The sequence below is a fragment of the Acinetobacter uliginosus genome (assembly GCF_044130295.1).
In the GTDB taxonomy this organism is placed as follows: Bacteria; Pseudomonadota; Gammaproteobacteria; order Pseudomonadales; family Moraxellaceae; genus Acinetobacter.
In genome coordinates, this window is record NZ_JBIQOC010000076.1 from 1 (window position 1) to 22,385 (window position 22,385).

Sequence of the window (22,385 nt, forward strand, 5' to 3'; positions counted from 1 at the left end):
AAGATGAGATGTAACTCATTGAAATGTGTCATCATATTCGTCGTCAGAAAACAAGTATTATGCCATTATTTCAATGAGTTATCTTTTTTTGTCGTGTACAAAGTTATCTTTTATTTAATTTCTTTCAAACAATCCCGGCATACCTTGATTTCTTCATCATCAATCGTGTAATCGATCTCGGTCGAACCATGTAGACTGAATAAACACATTAAGAATCGGAGCATTTCTTTTTCTCCATGCAAAAAAAAAGCCCAATCCAGTAGTAGTTGGATATGGGCCTATAAACTAATGACCTTGAGAGTTTTGAGGCCATTTAGAAACCACCTAGTTTCTACTGGTTATTTTGTACACTAATAAAACAATTTTCAGTGGCTAAATATACCAAAAACCAAAGTATTACTAATCAAATCAAATTATTAGCTTATATTAATTTATGCTTTATTGAATACTAAAAAGCTCGATCCTTGACCATTCTTTCAAGGATCATAAGCACACGTTTAGTTACCCATGATTGAGTCCGAAATTTGTAGTTTTAAAGGTTTCGAATTCGAAAGGTTTCATTCTTGCGAATTCGACCTAATTAGAATCTGGAATATATTTGGAATAATTTGTAGTTAAGAATGTGGTTCCTTCATTTGTGATGGGTACCATCAGGATCTACTTAATTCGATCTAAATAGTGACTATATGTGATCCATTTACACTTTTCACATTGCCACTGACTACGAGCATCTAAGTGGTTGACCTGATCCCCATGAATAGTTTGAATCAATTTGTAATCATGCTTGCAAAAAATAGATTTAATAATTTTCTTAATCATATCCAACCATTTTTTAACTGAATTCCCTAAACACCACTCACAACCTATGTCTATACACAAAAGTATAAAGTGGAATTAAATAAGGCCTACAGCTTCCCCGATATAAAAAAAGCCCAGCATCAAAATAGGTGATGTGGACTTGTACACTAAGGACCTTGGAGAAGGTCATTCAGAAACTACAGCAGTTTCTGTTAGCTATTTTCTACACTATTCAAATATTTTTCAGTGGCAAAATACACCAAAAAAATAAAATAATTAAATATAAATCAATACCTTATAAATAATTATTTACCAAACATAAAAAACCCAGCTTAATATTATGAAATTAAGCCGGTTAACATGAAGTATCTTATTTTTATTGCGCTTTCTCTCTTGCGCTAATATTGTTTATGCCATGATAATTAAATATTTATTCAAGATTTTTCCAAAATAATACACGCACTTTAAATTCCAACTTGAATAAAAATACACCAATAAAAAAAGAAGAAAACCAGTCACTAATAGCATAAGATTGGCTTTAGGAAAGCTATGCAACCAACAACACAGATACTCCCAATACAATAAATACGCAGGTTGTCAGTCATTTTTATCCACAAATAATTAAGAATGAAAAACAAGACAAATGAAATCATCTATAAGAAGATTTACCCATACCTAGAATTTGGTATTTTCACACACTTAAAACACTTAATAATTCCATTAATAAATGCTTAAAAATAGGCATTAAAAAAGCCCACCATTTGGCAAACTTTTAAATCAACTTAATGCATCAACATACACTTCGGTCACTATAACAGAAATATGCCATATCGGAGTAAAATATGATTTATGTAAGAGATCTATTAAATTAGGTGCTTTTCGATATATTTGATTCTGAGCATTAACCGATCATGATGATTAGAAGAAATTTAATTTACAGAGTAACTTCTTATCCGCGATTCATGTTTATATTAAAGTAATTCATTTAATATTATTTTCTCATTTCAATATCTCATTTTATTACTTTATAAAACAAGCTGCTCAATTAGTATTTTATCTTTATTGTTTTATTTATTTTATTATGACAACGCTTACTAATTTAAATCCGCTTACGCAATTAAAACATCAGCTTTCACAAGAGTCTTCTATTTATCAAGTATGGGGACAAGGACCTTCCTCACGTTATGATGAGCTGGCGGAAAATTTCCGTCCAATTTTCAACAAAATCCGTACAAGCACGAATGAGCGTGAAAAAACGCATACTCTGCCATTTGAACAGTTGCAATGGCTAAAAGATGTTGGCTTTACTCGCCTACGCCTACCTAAAAGTCACAACGGTTTTGATGCAACGATTCCAGAATTATTCGCCTTACTCATTGAACTAGCACAAGCTGATGCCAACTTGCCGCAAGCACTCCGTGTGCATTTCGGCTTTACTGAAGATATCCTACTGCTTGCAGATTCTGGCTACAAACGCCTATGGCTGGAACGTATCGGTCAAGGTCAAACTGTCGGCAGCGCTTGGTCTGAAGGCGGCAAGGAGTCTATCGGGAAATTCAGCACGCATCTTTCCAAAACTGCAGAAGGACGTGTGGTGCTGAACGGCAGAAAATATTACACCACAGGCAGCTTATATGCGGAATGGATTGACGTTGGCATTACGGATTTAGAAGGTAATTCAGCTTCAATCATCATCCCACGCCATGCAGAAGGCGTCGATGTGATTGATGATTGGAATGGCTTTGGCCAAGTCTTAACTGCTAGCGGCACAACTATTTTCAGTAATGTTGAAGTAGATCCTGCAGATGTACTTCCCGATGATGATAGGTTTAAATATTCAGCAGGTTTTTACCAACTGATTCAGCTATCAATTATCACGGGTTTAACTCGCTCTGCTGCTTATGATGTGTCCAAAGCAGTAGAAAAACGCACTCGTAACTATAGTCATGCTAATTCAACGCATGTGCGCCATGACCCGCAAATTTTGCAAGTCGTAGGAAAAATCCGAGGTGCAGCCTACACTTCAGGCGCAATCATTGAGAAAAATGCGCAAGCTTTGCAGCACGCCTATGAGTCTGCTTTCCTTAATAATCCCGCTGAAGAAGCAGATCAAAATGCAATTGCAGAACTGGAAATCGCGCAATCTCAAACGATTATTTCTGATTTGGCCTTAAATGCTTCAACGATTATCTTTGATGCACTTGGTGCTTCTGCAACAGATAAAGACTTAGCGCTAGACCGCTACTGGCGAAACATCCGCACATTAGCTTCTCACAACCCGCGCATCTATAAAGACCGCATTGTGGGTGATTTCAGTGTGAATGGAACTTTGCCACCTTACCAATGGCGTATCGGTCAAGTGTAGTCAGTACAAAATAATTCTGTTTTACTTTTCTCAGCATGCGCTTGGATTGATTTTCCAAGCGTTTTTAATCTGTATTTTTATTGGGAAACACCATTGGATCATATGTATTTCTTTTCCCGTTATGCCATAACGAAATTAATCGTAGATACACGGCCAAATGCTTTTTGCATAGATCCCCCATTATTAACACAATTTTACGATACATTTATTGATCGAGAGTAGATATCAATTTAAAACATCCACACCTTGACTCAGCCTCTCTCCATGATTTTAAGAATTCCTTTAAATTGCCCACACAAACAGCGAAAATAGAAGTAATACACTTCCATTTAGATTGAATAATTAAATAGCTAAATACTCTATTCATAATATATAGCCAATAAAAAAGGCATTGATCACAATGCCTTTTTTATATTTTTCAGCTCATCAGAATGCAGTATAAATTTCACCTTTAAAGTGCTGCTTGATAAATTGGCGGGTTGAATCGCTATTCAATGCTTTTGCAACTTTTTGGATTTCAGGTTTCTTTTGATCGCCTGGGCGTACAACTAAATATTCAGCCCAGATTTTTTTACCATCCTGACCGCTTTCAATATACAGAGATTTTTTAATATCCAGCTTTGCTTCCAGTACGTAGTTGCAGTTTAATGCAGCTAAATCTACCTGAGACAAAGTTCGCGGTAGCATTGCTGAATCCAACTCTTTAATTTTCAGTTTCTTTGGATTAGATGCAATATCACGGACTGACGGCAGTTTATCTGTTGGTACTGCCAGCTGTTTAAAGCCTGGCTTTAAAGTGATCAAATTCAGTTTAGCCAAAAGCAGCAGGCCACGTCCACCATTGACTGGATCACTCGGAATTGCGACTGTTGCACCATCTTTCAGCTGTTTTAAATTGGTAATTTTTGATGAATATAGCAAAAACGGTTCAATATGTACTGGCACTACAGGTACTAAATTCGATTTAGTTTTGGCATTAAAATCATTTAAAAACGGACGGTACTGGAAATAATTGGCGTCCAGTTTTTTCGATACCAGCTGGGTATTCGGCTGTACATAATCTGAATAGACTCTGATTTTCAGATCAACACCCTGCTTTGCCAGCTCAGGTTTAATGTGTTCTAAAATCACAGCATGTGGTGTTGCGCTGGCGCCAATCGTGACAGTTTGATTTGCCCAAGCACCTGCAGATACAGCAGCAATACTGATAGCCGCTGCTAATTTTTTTAACGTATTCATCGTTGTTCCTTTAAGTTAAATATTCAATGTCGTGTATTTGAATTTTTGGATGGCTTAAGTGTAGTTTTTAGAAAAATACAACACTGCTTTGTTGCCGATGAACTGCATGATTTGCACAATCACGATCAGCAGAATGACAGTCACCAACATAATTTCAGTTTGATAGCGCTGATAGCCGTAACGAATGGCTAAGTCCCCTAAACCGCCGCCGCCAATTACACCGGATACCGCCGTATAGTCCACCAGCGCGATACTGGTTACCGTAACCGCAGCAATGATCGGCGCACGCGCTTCTGGTAGCAGAACACCCTTCACCATTTGCCAGTAGCTTGCCCCCATGGATTGTGCCGCTTCAATCACGCCTGTATCGACTTCATGCAGTGCTGTTTCAGTCAAGCGAGCAAAGAATGCAATGCCTGCAACAGTAATCGGTGGAATAACACCGGCAACATCAATAGTTGTCCCTGTAATAATCGCAGTCAGAGGCATCAGCAAAATCATTAAAATAATGAACGGAATTGAGCGGATGATATTAATGAAGAATGACAGGATGGAATAAAGTACGGGATGCTTCTTAATACGGCTGTTGGCAAATGAATAAATCGCCACTCCTAAAGGTAGGCCCAGCAGCACAATAAACAGCAGTGAAAGGCCAAGCATCAGCAATGTCGCTTTACTCGCATCCAACAGTTCTTGATAATCCAGATTTGCAATTAATTCGAGCATTTAGGCTGCCTCCGTTATGCGTCGCGTAGCGCCGTGAATGATTTCAATATGTGCACCCTGCTGTTCCATCTGCTCAAGGTAACAAGTGATACCCAGCCCTTGAAGTGACAGAATGGATTGGCTATACAGCGAAGTTTTGGTGCGTTCGACTTTGGAATGCAGAATTTGATAATTCACCTGATGCTTAATCGCCAACGTTTCAAACACTGGACGCTGCGCTAGCTCACCGATTGCAGTAACACGGATGATCTGTGAGTTTGGCAACAGATGTACTTCATCAATATCTGTATTTTCTAAGATCAAAGAGCGGGAAATCTCATGTGCAGGATGCAGCAGCACTTGATCAACTGGTCCCTGTTCTGCAATGTGACCTTTTTCCAGTACTACAACGTCATCGCAAATACGGCGGATCACGTCAATTTCATGTGTAATCAGTACGATAGTAATGCCTAAATCTCGGTTGATTTGCAGCAGCAAATTTAAAATTTCATGTGTAGTAATCGGATCAAGTGCGCTAGTCGCTTCATCACACAGCAGAATTTTCGGTGAATTTGCCAAAGCCCGAGCGATGCCGACACGCTGTTTTTGACCACCTGAAAGCTGTTTCGGATATTTATGCAAATGCTCGGTTAAGCCGACTTGATGTGCTAATTCCTCTACACGCAACTCTAGTTGTTTTTTGTTTAAGCTGCCGTCTAAACGTAACGGAAATGCAATATTGTCAAATACTGTTTTTGTCTTTAGTAAATTGAAATGCTGAAAGATCATGGAAATCTGTTTTCGCAGCGATTTCAGCTCACGCTCAGATGCATGCTGAATGGACTGGCCCAGCACCTCTACTTGACCAGCATCGGCTTTCTCCAGCCCATTCATCAGCCTTAATAATGTTGATTTACCCGCACCGGAATAGCCGATAATTCCGACTATTTTCGATGCATCAATCTGCAGGGAAATATTTTTTAATGCAAAGATTTTATTATTCTTTGTATTAAAATACTTATCAGCATTTGCAATATTAATCATGGCAGTAGTTCTATATTTCAATTCTGCAAAAATATACAAAAATACTTGTTTAAAAAATAATTTAAATATTATTTTGATATGCAAAAAACAGAATTAATAAAGGCTGCATTGATTATTAATTTTGCGTATAAACAAATCCTTTCATCAGCTCCACGGATGGCGCGGCAAATATTTGCCTTTTAAATAATATTCTCCAATCAGCTTATACTTCCAGCGCACAGGATCATGCAGCGTATGAATGCGCGCATTGCGCCAATGACGGTCTAAATTCAGCTCTGACAGCGCTGCGCGTGTTCCGGCCAATTCAAACAATTTATTCGACGCTAAAATTGCAATTTCTGCACTTAACACTTTGGCCTCAGCCACCGCCAGAGTAGCCGCATTGGCATTGTCTTCGTTCAAATTTTCTAAGGCAGCATCGACATAATCACCGGCACGGTCCAGTAGCGCTTCTGCCGCATGCAATTTGATTTTCAGATCAGCTACAGCAGCTTGAGTGAATTGATCATCCACAGCATGTTCCTGATCAGCATCAATCCAAGGACGAGTATAATTCTGTACAAATTCAATTGCGTCCTCAATGGCTGCATGGGCAATACCGACATCAATTGATGAATGAATCAACTGTGAAATCGTCCCGACGAGATTAATGCTTTCACCGCCTGCACCCGTTTGGATAACATATTCCGCATCCACTTGAATATTGTCCAAAATCACCGTACCGCTTGCCGTAGAGCGCTGACCGAAGCCCGACCAGTCATTGATAATGCTCAGTCCCGCAGCATGATGTGGAATCAACGCAGTGAGTTCATTGCCATCACCATCCAATCCTACCGCATAAACCCAATGCGCCAAGATTGCACCTGTGGCATAAAATTTCTTGCCGTTTACCGCATAGCCTTGCTTGTTCTGTGTAATTCGGGTTTTCAAGTCAATTACAGTTCTACCACCGCGTTCAGACAGCGCATTGCCCAAACGCTGACCTTTCAGGATATTGCCAAAAATCAGCTGCTTCTGTGCTTCAGTGGCATCTAAGCGCACTTGTTCCAAAAACGAAAGATGATTTTCTGATATCTGTGTTAGTGCAGGATCGGCGCTGGCCAAGATGCGGATCACCTGTGACAGCGTGCGGTGCTTCACTTGCGCGCCGCCATACTGTTTAGGAATGTTGATGCCCCATAACCCGCTTTGTGAAAACTCAACAATTTCCTGCAGCGGCAGCAAGCGGTTGGCATCACGGTGTGATGCCTGTAGCTTAAAACGTTCAGCAAGCTTTTTTGCTGTTTCTATGGCTTCGGCATCATTTTGGATAATATGCGCCGGCTGCTGCTGTACAAATACTGATTCAGGAATATCCTGATTATTTTCAATTTGAAGGTCTTGAAGTTTAATATTCATAATGGCTTAAAACTCTGCATCATTAAAATTAATTTATTCGTATTAAAATATCAGCAATTTATTTAATCATTTAGAATTTATAAATATTTACAAAACACGAAATAAAATAAGCCCCATTATATTTTTTAAAGATATAAATAGAATTAAAACCGCAATAATGCGGTTTTAATTCTCAGTTTTTCATTTAAAAAGACTTTAAGCTGCAATTTCCTGCTGTTTGGCTACAGGACTATTTCCGATTTGCCATACATAAGGCGGCGGCGCTTTATTAATCTCCCAATCACCAATGACTCTTTGCTTATAAATCAGTGGATTGTGTGAAGACACCACGTGCGCATTGCGCCAGAAACGGTCGAGCTGCTTTTCGGTTGTACTGGCAGATGCGCCAAGCGCATTGAACAATTCTGTGGTCAAGTTTAATACCAGTTCAGAAATTACGACCTGCCCTTGAGAAGACTCAAGTTCAGCAAGGTCATTGGCTTTTTGATCCAGCACCTGATCATTTTGGAAATGGCTCAAGTATGCGCCGTCTAAAGCTTTAGCTGCGCGCAGCGCAATGGATTCACTGGCATACGCTTGAGCAGATGCTTTGCCGATCACTTGCAGAATCTGCGCATCATCACGCACCAGCTCTGCATTGCTATGGCTATAATACGGGTACGCTTGTGAACTTCATCACTGAAGGCTGCAACAACGCTTTGCGCAATCCCTGCCAGCGTTGCCAAATGCACCACCTGGTAGAAAGCGGTTTGATATTTAAAACGCTGATCAAAAGGCAAAATATATTCACGGCTGACCGGCACATTTTCAATCACTAGCGTACCACTACCTATGGTTTTTTGACTAAAACCATCCCAGTCATCACTGATTTTAATGCCAGATGCATGGGTCGAAACCGCTACAATCACATGTTGATTGGTGGTTTCATCTAACACAAATAAGTCAATCCAATCCGCGAAAATGGTGCCGATTGAATAGTATTTTTGTCCATTCACCGTCAGTTGCCCCTGTGCATTTTCAGTCACGCGGGTCACGACATCACCTATCTCAACTTTGCCGATTTCCGTCCAAGCATTGCCGACCAAAATCACCCTCAACAAAACGCTGAAACCACAGGCTCTGATCTTCTGTTTTATGCGCATTCAAACGGTCTTCGACAAAAGCGAAATGACCGCGCAGCGCCTGAACGACATTTGAATCCGCTTTGGCCAATTCAATCAGCAGCTGGAACAGTTGTTTTTGAGATACGCTGTCACCGCCCAATTCTGTCGGTACACGCACTGCACCAAAGCCAGCTTCTTTCAGCCATTGAATCGGTTCCCGCGGCAGCTCGCGGTTTTCTTACGCGCCAAAGCTCCTTCTACAATACGTTAGAAGATCGGGCGGAATTTACCTACCACCTGCTCATAGTTCGTGCCAAGAGATAAGTTCTGTTTATTTTGAATGGTCATAGTTTTTCCTCTCAGCTCCACGCATGGCGCGGCAGCGGAATATCATTTAAATAGTAATTACCGACTAAATTAAGTTTCCAGCACACGGGGTCATGAAGTGTATGCGTGCGCGCGTTGCACCAATGATGGTCTAAATTCAGCTCAGACAGCGTTCGAACGTGTGCCTGACAGTTCGAACAGTTTATTGACAGCCAGCAGCGCAATTTCCGTGGTCAGCATCTTGGATTCTGCAGTCAGCAGTGTGGCTTCCGACACTGTTTTTTCTGTGGCATTTTCAAGCGCGCGGTCAATCGCTTCGCCAGCTAAATCCAGTACAGCTTCAGCAGCGCGAAGCTTGATTTTCAGCTCTCCGATATTGGCGATGGTGTAAGGGTCTTGATAAGCTTTATCTAAGCCTGAATCAACCCATGGATGTGCCTTCAGCCGTCGGACGTTCAAAAGCTTGATGAATCGGTACAATGTACTTCAGATCTACCTGACATTTTCTAAAAGCACTGAACCGCTAACTGTGGTGCGCTTGCCAAATCCGCTCCAGACTTAATGATTGTAAGTCCAGACGTATGCTGGGACACCAGCGTGGCATAAGGCTTGCAATTATTGACGGCAACCACCGGCACCCAATGCGCCAGTAATACACCGGTGGCAAAAAACTTCTGCCCATTAATCACTGCATGATCGGATTTAAAATCAATCGTTGTGGTTAAATCCGCTACTGTTATAGAGCCTTTTTCTGAAAATGCATTGCGGAACCGCTTGCCCTTCAACACCTGATCAAAGAAATATTCCTGCTATTTTGGACTGGCATCCAAACGGATATGCTCTAAAAATGTCCAATGGTTTTGCGCAATCTGACCTAAAGATGAATCGGCGCTGGAAATAGTTTTAACGACTTCTGCCAATGTCTTATAGCTACTACTCGCACTACCAAAAGCTTTCGATATGGTAATGCCCCATAAGCCGGAAGCAGAATACTGCTGTACTTCCCGCAACTGCAGGCGACGTTCATGATCGCGTTTCGATGCTTCTTTAGTAAAATCATCAGCTTATCGCTGCGTTATTTCAATGGCTTCTTTATCAGATCGTATTACATGAGCCGAAGAATCATGTTGATAAAAATCCTGAGGGACATTCTGCGCATCTGTCAATTTTATTTCTATTTTAGAAGTCATTATAAAATGCTCTCTTGTTTATTATAAAAATAAGCTAGCATCATTTTTTTATTTTTTATACATTAATTAGAGAAAGAAATCTTTTTATTTAAAATAATTTCTATTAAATATTATTAGCTTTTCATTTATTTATATATGCCTTTAAATGCATATAATCTGCAGAAATTTATATTTAATAAAAATATTAAATTCAGATTAAATTTCAGCTCTTGTTTCAGTTGAAGTTTTTGCACAATGTATGAAATTCGAAATCTTAATAAAAGCTATCCGCTGAAAAATGGCGGCGCGGCACAGGTGCTGAAAGATATCAATCTCAGCATTGCAAAAGGCAAAATTACCGCGATTGTTGGCCCCAGTGGTTCAGGCAAATCCACACTGTCCAAATGCTTAAGCCTATTAGAACATCCGAGTTCAGGTGAGCTAATCTTAGACGGCACAGTATTAAATAAGCTATCAGCTGAAGCACTCCGCCAGCAGCGCCAGAAGATTGGCCTTATTTTTCAGTCTTCAGCGCTCCTCAAGCGCCGTACAGCAGCTGAAAATATTGCCCTGCCCCTGGAATTTCTTGGCGTGGTAGATCATCAAATTAAAGACCGGGTTGCTTACCTGCTGGAAAATGTGAAGCTATCTGACCGCGCCAACCATTATCCTGCGCAGCTTTCTGGCGGTCAGCAGCAGCGTGTCGGGATTGCCCGTGCCTTAGCACTCCAACCTAGTATCGTAATTGCAGATGAAGCCACTTCAGGTCTAGATCCTGATTCAACACAATCCATTTTAAAACTACTAACTGAACTGCGCGATGAACTCGGGCTGTCCGTAATTTTGATTACCCATGAAATGGACGTCGTACGTCAAATTGCAGACGATGTCGCAGTGCTCTCGCATGGTGAAATCGCGGAACAAGGCAGTGTCTTGGACCTGATTTTAAATCCTGAATCGGCTATTGGCGCTAAAATTTTGCCCTTGCATATTCCAGCAGTATTGCCAACTGACCATACCATATTTTCAGCGACCTATTCTTCAGCATTGGATACACCACTGAACTGGCTCAGCCAGCTGAGTATCCAAGCAGGATATGGTTTGGATGTGCACACATCTACAGTTGAAGTGATCAGTAATGCGACTGTCGGCAAGATTATTTTTAGTCTTCCTGATGCCCTGTACAACAAACATAAAACACAGATAGAAAGCCAAATGGCCAAATGGAATGTGCAGTTCAAAATCATTCAATCTGCACAACCCTGCTCCCAGCATGCAGCCGCTTAAGGAATAAACATCATGTCGAAAGATATCGTACTTAATCAAAATACACCCTGGACAGAAATACCTGAAATGCTGCTGCCAGCTTATTTAGAAACATGGACTATGGTCGGCATCGTGATGACATTGGTCATTATTATTGGCGGTATTACCGGCATTGCTTTATTCAACAGCTCTGACCGCGGACTATTCGAAAACCGAAAGCTATACGGCACACTTAGCTCAATTGTCAATATTGGCCGGTCATTACCCTTTCTGGTGCTGATGGCTGCCATTATTCCGCTAACCAAATGGCTGACTGGCACAACTATTGGTATTGCTGCGGCTGTAGTTCCCATGACCATCGCTGGCATTCCATTTTTTGCCCGCTTGGTCGAAAATGCACTTAATGAACTGCCGCCTGAAATCACTTCTGTCGGACGTGTATCTAGTGGTACTTCCCTACAGATCATTCATCAGGTACAGCTAAAAGAATCGCTGCCTAGCCTGATTTCAGCCGCCACACTAAATCTGATTGCCATGATTGAATACTCTGCAATTGCAGGCACAATCGGCGCAGGCGGCATTGGCTATTTGGCGGTGCTTTACGGCTATCAGCGCTTTGACCATCACATTATGATTGCCACGATTATCACGCTGATCGCGACCATTCAAGCGGTGCAGTTTATCGGCAACCGCATCAGTACCTCATTGAAACATGCTTAATTCAACATACGGACATCGTTATGACTTCCCCGCAGCATCCATTTGAACTGAAGAAAAAAACTAAATTGCCTTTGATCATCGGCGCGATTGTCGTGATCGCCGTCATTGCAGGCCTTGCCCTATTTAAGCAAAATGCCTCTCATCAGGCATTTGCAGAAAACAATGTGCTAAAAGTTCATTATGAACCGACCATGATCGGTGAAAAAAACCTGATTGAATATGCCAATGAACATATTGCCCCTGATTACGGCGTGAAGCTGGAAGCCGTTGGTGTACAGGACCCAGTTCAGGCCAACCGCGCAGTTAATGATGGTGAATTTGCCGGCACCATATATCAGCATCAATGGTGGCTGAAACAAGTCGCAGACGCCAATGGCTTTAAACTCCTGCCGACAACTGAAGTCTTCCAATGGGCATTCGGAATTTATTCAGACCGCTATAAGAATATTAATGAGCTGCCAAAAAATGCAGTATTTGCCATTCCTAGCGATTTAGCCAACCAAGGTCAAGCACTATGGTTGCTACAGCGTGAAGGACTGATTAAGCTGAATCCTTCAATTGAACCACGTACAGCAAAAATTAAAGACATTCAGGAAAATCCCCACAGCTTTAAATTTACTGAAATTGAATTGCTGTCTATGGCGCGCACTCTAGACTCTGTTGATGCGGCAATTGGCTATGTTGCTCAGTTTGATGCAGGTAAAATCCCGCGCAGCAAAGGCATTCTATTTCCAGCAGCACCGCGTACTTTCGCCAGCCGTTTAGTCATTGCTGAGGCAAAAAAGGATGATCCGCAAATTGTGAAACTGCAAAAGATCTTCGCTGATCCTCGCATCGCTGAATATCTGAAAACCACTGATGACTTAAATGTAAAAGGCATTTTAACCCCAGTATCAGAAGATTAATTATTATTTAATATATCTATGGCATATTTATATGCCATAGATATTCATCTTAAAGCCTTATATAAATAATCAGAATTAATTTATCACTTTATATTAATACTTAAAAATAAAACACAAACATATAATTGCACAACACCTTTTAAATTAAATTTAAGCCATGATTAAACGACTGATTTTATCAATATCTATTCTTTCAATATTCAATCAAATTTCACATGCAGAAAATACTGAAAATGGTCTAGATGCAAGTGGAACTGTTCGCTTTCAATATACACATAATGATTATTTAGAAAGCAGTGGAAATAAAATTGATTTTAGCGATGCAGTTTTATGGTTAAATTATCAGAATAATGCCCTAAGTGGTCATTTAGATTATCGTGTATATGAAGCACATGATAAATTAGGTGGCATACATTTTCCTGCAAATGCTTGGCTAGCCTACCAGTTCACACCTGAACATAAAGTAACTGCTGGCCTACAACCTGTACCAATTGGGTTAGACCGATATTACAGTACGACTTACAATTTAACCCAACTTTATAATTTAGGTTTAGAGGAATTAAATAATATCGGCTTAACTTATCAATACACACCAAAATCATTCAATTTAACAGCAGGTTATTTCTTTAGTGATGCAGGAAGCTATACAGGTAAAAGTAAAAAATCATCGCACTATTCTAGTAACTTAACCGCAGAACCTGATTTTGCAGACGGCACACAAACAGAAGAAAAAAATCAGTTTACAATTAAACTAGATAAAGATTTTAATTACAATATTTCAGATACTAAAATTAAAACAAAAGTTGGTGCATCATATTTACACAGTCAAATTGACAACTTAAAAACCAATGCTACAGGTGATCGAAATGTTTGGACCTTATTCCAAAAAACACAAGCTGGACCATTAGGTTTTAATATTATATATGGTGGACAAAATATTAAAAATAAAGATATAGATCATCCTGAATATTCAACTTTTGGTTCCTTTGATGGATATTATAACGTTGCAAATAAGGCCAACTTTTTATCTACTGAAATAAACTACACATTGCCTTTAAATTATAAAAACTTTAGCAGTCCAATATTATATTCAAATTACTCTAGATATTTTAAAGAAAATAATAATTACTCAGACTCAGAACGCCTAATCAACGGTGTATATACCAAATACAAAGATAATCTTCAATTCTATTTGGAATATATTAATGCAAAAAATGACACAGCATTTGGTTCTAGTGATGGTTATGCCACAAGCAAAGATGATAACTGGAATAATATGTTATTCCTTTCTCTAGGCTACTATTTCTAATAATTAAATATGTTATTTTCATAAACAATGATTATGATAAATATTGAAATTTTTATTATTAAAAGTTTCAATATTTTTTTATTAAAATTAATTAAATTTTTGAAATTATTACAGACCAATATGACTAAGCAAATTAGATTTAATGCCTTTGAAATGAATTGTATCGCCCATCAATCACCGGGATTGTGGCGTCATCCGCTAGACCGATCTACCGAATACAAAGACTTAGAATATTGGACTGACTTAGCTCAAATCTTAGAACGCGGTAAATTTGACGGTATTTTTCTTGCAGATGTACTTGGTATTTACGATGTATATAACCAGTCTGCTGAACATGCACTGACTGGTGCAGTTCAAGTACCAGTGAATGACCCTTTACAGATTGTTCCTGCCATGGCCGCTGTAACCAAGCACTTGGGCTTTGGTGTCACAACCTCTATTTCATTTGAGCATCCCTACCCATTTGCACGTCGCATGAGTACATTAGACCATTTAACAAAAGGTCGTGCGGGATGGAACATCGTGACCTCATATTTAGAAAGTGGCTCTAAAAATTTAGGCTTAAAAAATCAGGTCAGTCATGATAACCGTTACGATATTGCCGATGAGTACTTAGAAGTACTCTACAAGCTTTGGGAAGGTTCTTGGGAACAAGATGCAGTCCTTCGCGATAAAGAAAAAGGAATTTTCGCTGACCACACCAAAGTTCATCCTATTAATCATGAAGGTGAATATTTTACAGTTCCTGGTATTCATATTTGCGAGCCTTCTCCACAGCGTACGCCTGTACTGTATCAAGCTGGGGCATCTAGTCGTGGGCAATCTTTTGCCAGTCAAAATGCAGAATGTGTATTTATTTCTGCGCCAACAAAAGCAGCCGTAAAAAAACTAGTTCAAGGAATTCGCACTAAACTTGTAGAAGAGGGTAAAGATCCACATTCCATTTTAATTTACACTATGCTTTCTATAGTTGTAGATGAAACAGATGAAAAAGCGCAAACTAAATTCAAAGAATATCAAAAATATGGAAGCTATCATGGTGGATTAACCTTAGCTTCTGGTTGGTCTGGTGTGGATTTTTCACAATTTAATGCGCAAGACCAAGTAGAATATATTCATACTAATGCAATTCAATCTATGCTCGATTCGTATGTTAAAGCAGATCCAGAACGTGTTTGGACAATTGAAGAAATTGCTAAATTTATCAGTGTTGGAGGTAACGGACCTGTATTAGTAGGCTCGCCTACAACTATTGCTGACCGTCTGCAAGAGTGGGTAGAAGATACAGATATTGATGGTTTTAATCTCGCTTATATTTTGGCACATAAAACATTTGAAGATGTTGTTGAGTATGTAGTTCCTGAACTTCAACGCCGCGGTGTTTATCAGACTGAATATGCAACAGGAACTTTACGCGAAAAACTTTTTGGACAAGGACCGCTGTTGCCTAAAAATCATAGAGGAACCAGCTTCCGTTATAAGACCCAAGAGAATAAAACACAAATTACATCAAAAATAGCTTAACTTTTAAAGCAAAAACTTACCACAGCCATCTTTCGGTTTCTCAAGGATTCTTGATGTAAACTGAAAGAAGCTCCTCCGGGGGCATCACCCAAAACTCCAAGGATTGGGGTCTATGCCCCCCCAATAAGTTAAATAGTCAAGTCATGATACCGACCAAAAGTAACGCTATCGATCAGTATGATTATGACTAGAGGCAAATATTGGGATCAAACCAGTATGTATAAGAATTTGTTATTAATATTTTTCACGTTTACCGAGGAGTTCATAAAAAATATTTAAATGAATATAGCATTACAATCACCTTGTTTTTCAATGATGATATGCTGAATCCATAGAGTAAAAGGATCTCATTTCTAAAATATTATTGAATTAGAAGTAAATAGCTAATCATTTAATGTGATTAAGAAAAAATGTGCATCGTTTAAAATAGTCTACTCATATAACGATCTAGAGATGCTTCATGTTAGGTTTATCGCTTGGACACCTTGCCTTATTTGCATTAGTTCTGATTTTATTATTTGGCACATCAAAATTAAAAAATTTAGGTAAAGATTTGGGTGGTGTTTTTAAGGATTTTAAAACCTCTATTCAAGACGATTCTTCAAAAGATGAAACTGCCGATTCATCACAGCCAAAAAATAAGAATCATCAATCTTAATTTACTGACCACCTTTCTCTCCTATGCTAAATGTTGGCTTGTTTGAGCTTATCTTTTTTATCAGTTTCGCATTGATATTCTTAGGCCCTGAAAAACTATTAGAGCTATTAAAAACTGTGTATCAGCTGTATCAAAAGCTCAAGCACCTGCTACAAAATTTTCAAACTGATGTAGAACGTGAACTTAAGCTCAATGAGCTACAACAAACGCTCGAATCCGAAATCAACAAAGTAAGAGATTTGGAAAAAGTGCTCAGTCAGAAAATCTATGCTGAGCTACATTCTGATGAGCCTATTTATATTGGATTGCCCTACAGCAGTCTAGGAAAGATCGAAGCAATTGCTCCCATGGAACAAGCAGAACATCTTGGTCTATATCCGTTGAGTTACACGACTTTAAATGAGCACATCATTACTCCCTCATATTTAAGTAGACATATGCATTCATGAAATCTCAAGACCAATCATCAACTGTTGTACATTTACTGGGTCACTTAGCAATACTGAGAAAATACATGGTTCAGATCATCTTGATGCTGGCCGTTGTCTTTTTATGTTTATTGCCTTTTGCTCAAACGCTATATCAAGTATTTGCACAACCGCTCTTACAAGCCTTACCTGCGAACAGTCAAATGATTGCAACCGATATTACTGCGACATTTACTGCACCCTTTAAACTAACCCTATTTATTGCTTTTTTAATCTGTTTACCATTTTTGCTTTGGCATATATGGCGTTTTATTGCGCCGGCACTGTATCTGCAAGAAAAGAAATTGACCATTGCGCTGTCTAGCTCAAGCTTAGTTTTATTTTATCTTGGCATCAGTTTTTCCCGTTATATTGTATTGCCTTCTGTACTGTACTTTTTTATGCATATAGCTCCTGATGCCGTCTTACCCATGACAGACATCAGCAGCTATCTAAGTTTTTGTTTAAAGCTGTTTTTTACTTTTGGCCTGTGTTTTGAAATTCCTGTACTTATTATCGTGTTATTACTTTCAAAATTGGTAACTTTAGAACAACTCATGCATAAGAGAAAATTTATTATTGTGGGCTGCTTTTTTGTATCGATGTTTATTACTCCCCCAGATTTACTTAGCATGTTATTACTTGCCGTACCGATGTGGGGGCTGTTTGAATTGGGTCTATTGGCAGGGAAATTTATTCCACATCAAATAGAACATTCAGCTCTATCAAGTGATTGATTGAGATATAAAAAAGCCCGAGTTATCAGGCTTTTTTATATCTGCTTAAATCGCGATGCGCTTTTGTAAGCTAACGACTAAACGGTCCAGGACAAAACCTATAAAACCAATAATTAAAATAATCGAAAGCAACTCAGTATAATCCAGACGGTCACGTGCATCTAAAATAAAATACCCAAGCCCAGAGCTCACGCCCAACATTTCACTTGGCACCAATACGATCCAGACAATCCCAATCGCCAGACGTAATCCCACCAATACTTGCCCAAGCACACTTGGCCATATAATTTTTTGCAAGATTTCACGTGGTGTTGCATCTAAACTGTGTGCAAGCTTTAACAATTGAGGATCAACTTTTTTTACGCCTGTCGCTGTATTGAGAATAATAGGCCAGACTGCGGCAAATGCGAGTAAAAAGTAAATAGGTTTATCACCCACTCCTAATATCATTACTGCAATTGGCATCCATGACAATGGGGAGATCATGCGTAAAAACTGGAAAATTTGTGAGGTCAATGCATCTGCTTTTTGATTTTGCCCGATTAGCAATCCCACGGGAATCCCAATCAGCAAGGCAAAACCTAGTCCGATTAATACACGCTTGATACTCATCCATATATGGGTATAGGTTTCACTATCCTGAATTAACGTTAAAAACTTTGTCAAAGTCGCGTTTAAAGTAAATTGCTGAAAAAATCCTTCAGGAATAAATGTTCCAGCAACAAGCCAGAGGCAGAAAAACCCGATGAGCCCAAACAATCCATAACTATGATATTTCCAATTTGGCATCATGATATTATTCATAATTGAAAAATCTCCTGACGGGTAAAGGACTCAGTGAGACCAAATGCTTTCATGCCACCTAAGTTCTGAATGGCTTTTTTAACAAAGCGATCATCGACCAATTGGCGTGCCGCTAAAGTTGGATTCAATTGTTTTAAAAATGCAGGATTGCCTTCAACTTGGGTATGACGCATTCGTTTGATCAGCTCAACTGTATAACTTTCAAAAGGATAAGGCTGAAAATCGATACGATGGTCTTGCCATGCAGGATGCTTAATTGCACCTGTACTTAAATAAAACTTCTGCCGCGATGGATTAGGGTTAACTACCTCAGAAATCACAGCATGGATATGGGGTGTTAGTCGTGGTTTATGCTCACGTGAAATCAATTTTGCAACTTCACTACGATGGCTACGACACCAAAGCTGGGCTTCCACAATACCATTTACCACTTTTTGGGACCATTCGGGATGTTGCTGTAAATCTTTCTCGTGCATGTACACTACGCAACAGGCATGTTTTTTCCAGACATCGCCTGTAAATCGCAATATTTTTCCAATTTTCAGATGTTCAGCAATTGCATTAAATGGTTCTGCAACAAGGTATCCTGAGATTTGCTTGCTGAGTAGTGCTGGAGGCATATCTGAGGGCGGTAATACTATTATCCCTACTTCATAGGCCGCCAATTTTCCCTTTTGTTTGGTAATGACCTTCAAGCCTGCATTACGTAGCATTTCCTGTAATACTACGTTGTGTACTGAATACCAAAAAGGAATCGCAACTTGCTTACCCCCAAGATCCTTTAAGCTATTGATATGTCTGGCAACTGTCAGCGCTGAACCACCAACATGGTTCCATGCCACAATTTTTGCAGGGAAATGACTACCAAAACGTGTCCATACTGCCATCGGTGATAATAGGTGAATGACATTTACACTACCGGATAGAAAAGCTTCCACCAATTGTGCCCAACTCCGAAATAAAATTGGCGGGTCAACTTGTAATCCCTGTTTTTCAAATAACTTATTTTGATAGGCAACCAATAAGGGTGTTGCATCTGTAATTGGAATATAACCAATTCTTACCCGTTTGGTTTTTGTGTTTTCAGGCTTGGTTTGGGCCAGACTGGCTTGCATTGGCAAGGCGGCAGTTCCTGCAAAGAGTCCCATCAATTTAAGAAAATCTCGGCGAGAATGATTGATATCGTCATCACACATGTCTGTTTCCTTAAATTTTTTCGAGCATTTTGGCTTGATGTTGATGCAGCAATTTCAAAATATCATTGCGAATCATTGAAAATTCACTTTCCCAAATATCATGTGGATGATTTTGCGTTAATGACCATATTTGACTGATGTTGGCAGGCTGGCCAGATAAAAAGAAAATACGATCTGAGATGAGTAAGGCTTCATCAATATCGTGTGTGATCATCACTGCAGCATCAATTTCTTGGCTTTGTACCAAATCGACCAACAGTCTTTGTAATTGGGCACGATTCAATTCATCTAGTGCACTAAAGGGTTCATCGAGTAACAAAAGACGTGGAGATTTTGCTAAAGCACGTGCTAATGCCACACGCTGCGCCATACCACCTGATAAAGTATTAGGTTTTGCATGGGGAATATGCTCTAGCTTCACCCGTTTCAATGCATTACTCACCCGCGTTTGGATTTCTGCCTCATTTTGTTTAGGCTGATTTTTAAAATTTTGTCCAAATGCAACATTTTCAGAAATGTCCAGCCAAGGCAATAACACTGCAGATTGAAACATAAATGCCATTTCAGACTTTTGCTGAGTAATAGACTTCCCTAATAATTCAACTTGTCCTTTTTCAGGAGCATGTAAACCTGCTAGTGTCGACAATAATGTCGATTTACCTACACCACTTGGACCCAAGATGGTAATAATTTCACCTTGTTGAATGTCAAAATCCACACCATCTATCACAGCTTGGATTTTACCCGCATGACTGATGGTAAGTTGCTTTGCGGTGAGTAACGCTTGTCTCTTTTTCATGTCTTAGGCACTTAAACGTGATAGTTCAGTTTTTAATTGCAAGACACTCGGTGTCACAATTGGAATAAAGGCTGATTCTTTTAGACGTCTGGTAAAACCATCTTCATAAGGTGTCAAATAGCACTTACCACCTGTACTGCATAATTCCAGCTGAATCGCATGTTGAGTAAGTTCACTTAGTGCAATTCTGATCTCGAATAGGCTTCGCGCTTGTGTGACAAATTTTCCTGATTCCAATCCAGAAAAGAGAACTGCTAAATTTTCTTCTAACTGCTGCTGAATATAAGTAACTTGATCATTAACTAAACGTGAGTGTTTCTTGGCAATAACTTGTTGCACGCTGCGTTTAATCAAGCCAATAGCTAAAGCACACTGTAAACCTAAAAATGCTGGACGAATGGCAGGAAGATATTGGGTGGCTTTATCACTCAACAATTCCGTTTGTGAAACAATAACATCTGTAAGAGTAGCAGCAGCGGTAGAACTGCCTTTCAATCCGATCAATTCCAGATTTGGTCGACGATCAAAGCCAGCGCGGTTCGATGGTACTAAGAAAAGTAAAGGCCCCTGAACACTATCAGCAGCAACAGCTACAGTAAATCCGCTAGGATGAAAATTGGTAACCCATGGCAATTTCCCATTCAGTTTCCAACCACCCTCCACTGCTTCAGCCTGGATTTGTAGAGGTTCTAAGCCTGAGAGGAATTTCATCGCATTAGATAGACCAGTGGCACCTGCATATTCCCCAGAAAGTAGTGCGTCAAAACGAAATTCATCTAAAACGTCAGCTTTTGCAGTTAATAGATATTCTATATAGGTACGCTGACTCCAACTAACAAAAGCAGCGGTAACTGAATATTCGGCTACTTGGGCAATCGTTTCAATTGCATCTTGTAAGGTATTACCTAGACCACCAAATTGCTCAGGTACACCTTGTCTAAATACATCGGCTTGGCCCAATTGTTGCAGCAAAGCAAAACTGACGTCTGCTTCACCTGCATTTAAAGCCTCTGCATGCTGTTCTAACCAAACAGCCAAAGCGGCATTAAGCATTTTTTGGTTCCCATTGATGTGCAGCAAGTTGGCTATTAAGTTCGGTACGCGCCAAACTATTTGCATAATTACACAAAGTCGCAAGGCTTAATCCCAATAAGACATCTAGGGCATTTTGTTCAGTAAAGCCAGCATCAAAGAATGCTTGTGTTGTTTGTTCATCCACAGCACCTTTGGTTAATAATGCTCGACGTGCAAAAGTAGATAAGGCATTTAAACGAGCATCAGGTAACTCTGCCTGATCACGTAAAGCTTGGACAATTTCAGGCGCAAGTTTAGCTTTATTTTTTGCTAATGCTGTATGACCTGCAACACAGAATGTACAGCCATTATCTGTTGCCGCAACCAATTGCACGACTTCACGTTCTTGTACATTTAAGCTGCTACGGCTATTGATCTCAGAAACGGTTTGGTACATTTCTAACGCAGTTGGTGCATATGCTAAAACGCCTAAAAGATTTGAACTAAAACCATTGGCTTTGTCAGCCTTAATAAGGCGTTGTTTTGCTTCTTCAGGTGCTTGTTCACTTGTTAAAGGTTTGAAATAAGTCGTCATGGTATGTACTCCGTTAAGAGTACCTAGTGTTGAAAATTTATAGTATTCTCTCAATGCTTATTAGTATTTTAAAATGCTTTATCGTCTAAACTATTGGAAGTTTTTATGCTTAATAATTCTCAAAAAATGCTAAGTTGGTTAGGGTCTGTTGACATTTGTTGCTTAAAAAAATAGCGAGATAGTAAAATTAAATCGCCAAACCCAATTTTACTCTCGCTATGCCTCGTACAATGCTGAATGATC

The 22,385-nt window shown here is 39.4% G+C and carries 18 protein-coding genes and 2 pseudogenes; 9 read left to right on the forward strand and 11 right to left on the reverse strand.

The window, feature by feature from the left end; all coding sequences use genetic code 11:
• Positions 1 to 1,879 precede the first annotated feature (1,879 nt).
• Positions 1,880 to 3,163 (forward strand): acyl-CoA dehydrogenase family protein, encoded by a 1,284-nt coding sequence (locus tag ACE01T_RS13540; protein WP_395519440.1) that lies wholly within the window; start codon positions 1,880 to 1,882, stop codon positions 3,161 to 3,163.
• Between the two features lie 426 nt (positions 3,164 to 3,589).
• Here the strand turns inward: ACE01T_RS13540 and ACE01T_RS13545 are convergent, their stop codons facing one another.
• The 6 genes and pseudogenes from ACE01T_RS13545 to ACE01T_RS13570 form a co-directional block, all read right to left on the reverse strand.
• Entirely contained in the window at positions 3,590 to 4,402 is an 813-nt protein-coding gene (locus ACE01T_RS13545) for a MetQ/NlpA family ABC transporter substrate-binding protein (RefSeq protein WP_395519441.1), read from the reverse strand.
• A 54-nt stretch (positions 4,403 to 4,456) separates the two neighbouring features.
• Positions 4,457 to 5,128: a methionine ABC transporter permease gene (locus ACE01T_RS13550; RefSeq protein WP_395519442.1), complete on the reverse strand. Its 672-nt coding sequence runs from the start codon at positions 5,126 to 5,128 to the stop codon at positions 4,457 to 4,459.
• Complete coding sequence (locus tag ACE01T_RS13555; protein ID WP_395519443.1) at positions 5,129 to 6,151, reverse strand: methionine ABC transporter ATP-binding protein; 1,023 nt, start codon at positions 6,149 to 6,151, stop codon at positions 5,129 to 5,131. It abuts the gene before it with no gap.
• 144 nt (positions 6,152 to 6,295) lie between these two features.
• Entirely contained in the window at positions 6,296 to 7,549 is a 1,254-nt protein-coding gene (locus ACE01T_RS13560) for an SfnB family sulfur acquisition oxidoreductase (protein ID WP_395519444.1), read from the reverse strand.
• 195 nt (positions 7,550 to 7,744) lie between these two features.
• A pseudogene (locus tag ACE01T_RS13565) lies at positions 7,745 to 9,000 on the reverse strand (acyl-CoA dehydrogenase family protein).
• A gap of 11 nt (positions 9,001 to 9,011) precedes the next feature.
• Positions 9,012 to 10,169, reverse strand: a pseudogene (locus ACE01T_RS13570) (acyl-CoA dehydrogenase family protein).
• 234 nt (positions 10,170 to 10,403) lie between these two features.
• On the opposite strand from ACE01T_RS13570, the gene ACE01T_RS13575 reads away from it, so the two are divergent.
• From ACE01T_RS13575 to tatC, 8 genes are all read left to right on the forward strand, one after another.
• Entirely contained in the window at positions 10,404 to 11,435 is a 1,032-nt protein-coding gene (locus tag ACE01T_RS13575) for a methionine ABC transporter ATP-binding protein (protein WP_395519445.1), read from the forward strand.
• Between the two features lie 12 nt (positions 11,436 to 11,447).
• Positions 11,448 to 12,134, forward strand: a complete 687-nt coding sequence (locus ACE01T_RS13580; RefSeq protein ID WP_395519446.1) for a methionine ABC transporter permease — start codon at positions 11,448 to 11,450, stop codon at positions 12,132 to 12,134.
• A 20-nt stretch (positions 12,135 to 12,154) separates the two neighbouring features.
• Positions 12,155 to 13,039, forward strand: a complete 885-nt coding sequence (locus tag ACE01T_RS13585; protein WP_395519447.1) for a MetQ/NlpA family ABC transporter substrate-binding protein — start codon at positions 12,155 to 12,157, stop codon at positions 13,037 to 13,039.
• A 157-nt stretch (positions 13,040 to 13,196) separates the two neighbouring features.
• Positions 13,197 to 14,348 carry a porin family protein gene (locus tag ACE01T_RS13590; protein ID WP_395519448.1) on the forward strand — a complete coding sequence of 384 codons (1,152 nt, stop codon included), beginning with the start codon at positions 13,197 to 13,199 and terminating at the stop codon, positions 14,346 to 14,348.
• Between the two features lie 120 nt (positions 14,349 to 14,468).
• Positions 14,469 to 15,872 (forward strand): LLM class flavin-dependent oxidoreductase, encoded by a 1,404-nt coding sequence (locus ACE01T_RS13595; RefSeq protein WP_395519457.1) that lies wholly within the window; start codon positions 14,469 to 14,471, stop codon positions 15,870 to 15,872.
• Between the two features lie 460 nt (positions 15,873 to 16,332).
• A complete protein-coding gene (locus ACE01T_RS13600; protein ID WP_395519449.1) occupies positions 16,333 to 16,530 on the forward strand; it encodes a twin-arginine translocase TatA/TatE family subunit in 198 nt (65 codons plus the stop codon).
• Between the two features lie 23 nt (positions 16,531 to 16,553).
• On the forward strand, positions 16,554 to 16,979 hold the full coding sequence (locus ACE01T_RS13605) for a twin-arginine translocase TatA/TatE family subunit (RefSeq protein WP_395519450.1): 426 nt from the start codon (positions 16,554 to 16,556) through the stop codon (positions 16,977 to 16,979).
• Positions 16,976 to 17,734 (forward strand): twin-arginine translocase subunit TatC, encoded by a 759-nt coding sequence (tatC, locus tag ACE01T_RS13610; protein ID WP_395519451.1) that lies wholly within the window; start codon positions 16,976 to 16,978, stop codon positions 17,732 to 17,734. The genes ACE01T_RS13605 and tatC overlap by 4 nt, the downstream gene beginning before the upstream one ends.
• Positions 17,735 to 17,779: 45 nt before the next feature.
• Here the strand turns inward: tatC and ACE01T_RS13615 are convergent, their stop codons facing one another.
• Genes ACE01T_RS13615 through ACE01T_RS13635 form a run of 5 tightly spaced genes read right to left on the reverse strand, consistent with a single transcriptional unit; the run spans position 17,780 to position 22,142 of the window.
• On the reverse strand, positions 17,780 to 18,538 hold the full coding sequence (locus tag ACE01T_RS13615; RefSeq protein ID WP_395519452.1) for an ABC transporter permease: 759 nt from the start codon (positions 18,536 to 18,538) through the stop codon (positions 17,780 to 17,782).
• Positions 18,535 to 19,734 (reverse strand): ABC transporter substrate-binding protein, encoded by a 1,200-nt coding sequence (locus tag ACE01T_RS13620; RefSeq protein WP_395519453.1) that lies wholly within the window; start codon positions 19,732 to 19,734, stop codon positions 18,535 to 18,537. The genes ACE01T_RS13615 and ACE01T_RS13620 overlap by 4 nt, the downstream gene beginning before the upstream one ends.
• Before the next feature lie 10 nt (positions 19,735 to 19,744).
• Positions 19,745 to 20,533 (reverse strand): ABC transporter ATP-binding protein, encoded by a 789-nt coding sequence (locus ACE01T_RS13625; RefSeq protein WP_395519454.1) that lies wholly within the window; start codon positions 20,531 to 20,533, stop codon positions 19,745 to 19,747.
• A 3-nt stretch (positions 20,534 to 20,536) separates the two neighbouring features.
• Complete coding sequence (locus ACE01T_RS13630; protein WP_395519455.1) at positions 20,537 to 21,586, reverse strand: acyl-CoA dehydrogenase; 1,050 nt, start codon at positions 21,584 to 21,586, stop codon at positions 20,537 to 20,539.
• Positions 21,579 to 22,142, reverse strand: coding sequence for a carboxymuconolactone decarboxylase family protein (locus ACE01T_RS13635; protein WP_395519456.1), 564 nt, complete (start codon positions 22,140 to 22,142; stop codon positions 21,579 to 21,581). Before ACE01T_RS13635 ends, ACE01T_RS13630 begins: the two co-directional genes overlap by 8 nt.
• Positions 22,143 to 22,385: the final 243 nt, after the last annotated feature.